Genomic DNA, 3,047 nt, shown 5'->3' on the forward strand with positions numbered 1-3,047 from the left:
GCCACAAAATCTCCAGCAAACACTGATACCTGTGGGAGCGGGCTTGCCCGCGAAGAGGCCATGACATTCAACATAGTTGTTAAATGTTGAATTACCCTCGCAAGCAAACTCGCTCCCGTTCGGGGGTATTAAGTACGGTACTCGGCGTTGATCTTCACGTATTCGTGGGACAGATCAGTGGTCCAGATCGTTTCGCTGCAATCACCACGACCCAGCTCGATACGGATGGTGATTTCTTCCCGCTGCATCACTGCCGAGCCCTGGGCTTCGGTGTAAGTCGCGGCACGGGCGCCACGGCTGGCGATGCACACTTCGCCGAGGAACACGTCGATCTTGCTCACGTCCAGGTTCGGGACGCCGGCGCGGCCAACGGCTGCCAGGATGCGACCCCAGTTCGGATCGGAAGCGAAAAGCGCAGTCTTGATCAGCGGCGAATGAGCCACGGTGTAACCAACGTCCAGACATTCCTGGTGATTGCCACCGCCGTTGACTTCAACGGTCACGAACTTGGTTGCGCCTTCGCCGTCACGCACGATGGCTTGCGCCACGTCCATGCAAACCTCGAACACCGCTTGCTTGAGCTTGGCAAACAGTTCGCCTTCGGCGCGGGTGATTTCCGACAATGCCGCCTGACCGGTAGCGATCAGCATGCAGCAGTCGTTGGTCGAGGTGTCGCCGTCGATGGTGATGCGGTTGAACGACTTGTTGGCACCATCGAGCATCAGGTTTTGCAGCACGTCACGGGAAACTTTGGCGTCAGTGGCGATGTAGCCGAGCATGGTGGCCATGTTCGGGCGAATCATGCCCGCGCCTTTGCTGATACCGGTAACAGTGACGGTCACGCCGTCGTGCTGGAACTGGCGGCTGGCACCTTTAGGCAAGGTGTCGGTGGTCATGATGCCGGTGGCGGCAGCTTCCCAGTTATTCACCGACAGGTCGTCCAGGGCGGCTTGCAATGCACCTTCGATTTTCTCGACTGGCAGCGGCTCGCCGATCACGCCGGTAGAGTAAGGCAGCACCTGGCTGGCATCGACACCGGTCAGCTCGGCCAGTTTGGCGCAGGTGCGCTCGGCGGCGGCCCGGCCCGGCTCACCGGTACCGGCGTTGGCATTGCCGGTGTTGGTCAGCAAGTAACGCACCGGGCCTTGCACGCGCTGCTTGGCCAGGATCACCGGGGCTGCGCAGAAGGCGTTCAAGGTGAACACGCCAGCGACGGTCGAGCCTTCGACACAGCGCATGACCACGACATCCTTGCGCCCCGGGCGCTTGATACCGGCCGAGGCAATACCGAGTTCAAAACCGGCAACCGGGTGCAACGTTGGCAAAGGACCAAGACCAACAGCCATGAATGCGTTCCTCACTAGATGATGTCTGCACCGCTCGACAGGAGCGGTGGTGTAAATGGCAAAACGCCGCGACGGCAGGAGCCGGTCGCGGCGCAGGTATTTCAGCGTTTCAAACGGGTTTTACTGGATCTGCCCGTGGCAATGCTTGAACTTCTTGCCCGAACCGCAGTAGCACAGCTCGTTGCGGCCCAGCTTCTGCTCGTTGCGCACCGGTGCGGTGGCGAGGGCAACATCGACCTCTTCACCCAATGTTTCGGGCTGCTCCAGACCTGGAGCCTCTTCATGCAGGAATTGCATGCGCGCCGCGAGGGCTTCGGCTTCCTGGCGCAGGCGTGCTTCTTCTTCGGCCGGATCTTCGCGACGAACCTGAACATGCGACAACACACGGATCGAGTCGCGCTTGATCGAATCCAGCAGCTCGGAGAACAGCGTGAACGACTCGCGCTTGTATTCCTGCTTCGGGTTCTTCTGGGCATAGCCACGCAAGTGAATGCCGTGACGCAGGTGGTCCATGGTCGACAGGTGGTCTTTCCACAGATCGTCCAGAACGCGCAGAACGATTTGCTTCTCGAAGGTGCGCAGCGCTTCGGCGCCAGCCTGATCTTCTTTTTCTTTGTACGCGGCGATCAGTTCCTGCATCAGTTTCTCGCGCAGGGTTTCTTCGTACAGGTGATCGTCTTCGTCGAGCCATTGCTGAATCGGCAGCGCCACACCGAAGTCGCTCTGCAGCGCAGCTTCCAGACCGGCCACGTCCCACTGCTCAGGCAGCGATTGCGGTGGAATGTGCGCACTGACGGTAGCGCTGAGTACGTCCTGGCGGAAGTCGGCGATGGTTTCACCGATGTTGTCCGCGGCCAGCAACGTGTTACGCATGTGATAGATCACTTTACGCTGTTCGTTGTTGACGTCGTCGAACTCGAGCAGTTGCTTGCGAATGTCGAAGTTGCGGCCTTCAACCTTGCGCTGAGCCTTTTCAATGGCGTTGGTCACCATGCGGTGCTCGATCGCTTCGCCAGGCTGCATGCCCAGGGCCTTCATGAAGTTCTTCACCCGGTCAGAGGCGAAGATACGCATCAGGCTGTCTTCAAGCGACAGGTAGAAACGGCTGGAACCGGCGTCACCCTGACGACCGGCACGACCACGCAACTGGTTGTCGATACGGCGCGATTCGTGACGTTCGGAGGCAATTACCTGCAAACCACCCGACTCGAGCACTTGCTGGTGACGCTTCTGCCAGTCGGCCTTGATCTGGGCAATCTGCTCAGGGGTCGGGTTTTCCAGCGACGCGACTTCCACTTCCCAGTTACCGCCCAACAGGATGTCGGTACCACGACCGGCCATGTTGGTGGCGATGGTCAGTGCGCCTGGGCGACCGGCCTGGGCGATGATCTCGGCTTCTTTTTCGTGGAACTTGGCGTTCAGGACCTTGTGCTCGATGCCTTCCTTGTTGAGCAGGTCGGACATGCGCTCGGAGGTTTCGATGGTCGCAGTACCCACCAGCACCGGACGGCCCGCGGCCATGCTTTCCTTGATGTCAGTGACGATTGCCGCATATTTCTCGTCGGCGGTCAGGAACACCAGGTCGTTGTAGTCTTTACGGGCCAGCGGCTTGTTCGTCGGAATGACGATGACCTGCAAGCCATAGATCTGATGGAACTCGAACGCTTCGGTGTCGGCCGTACCGGTCATGCCGGACAGTTT

2 protein-coding genes are annotated in these 3,047 nt (G+C 59.6%); both read right to left on the reverse strand.

The features are described 5' to 3' along the window. Nucleotides 1-128: 128 nt before the first annotated feature. The gene (argJ, locus tag ACRESJ_RS21700) at nt 129-1,346 is read right to left on the reverse strand and encodes a bifunctional glutamate N-acetyltransferase/amino-acid acetyltransferase ArgJ (RefSeq protein ID WP_431759737.1); all 1,218 of its coding nucleotides are present in this window, start codon (nt 1,344-1,346) and stop codon (nt 129-131) included. A gap of 120 nt (nt 1,347-1,466) precedes the next feature. Then, nucleotides 1,467-3,047: SEC-C metal-binding domain-containing protein (locus ACRESJ_RS21705; protein WP_431759738.1), on the reverse strand; the 1,581-nt coding region annotated here is incomplete at its 5' end.

This window comes from Pseudomonas sp. (genome assembly GCF_050739655.1).
Classification (GTDB): domain Bacteria; phylum Pseudomonadota; class Gammaproteobacteria; order Pseudomonadales; family Pseudomonadaceae; genus Aquipseudomonas.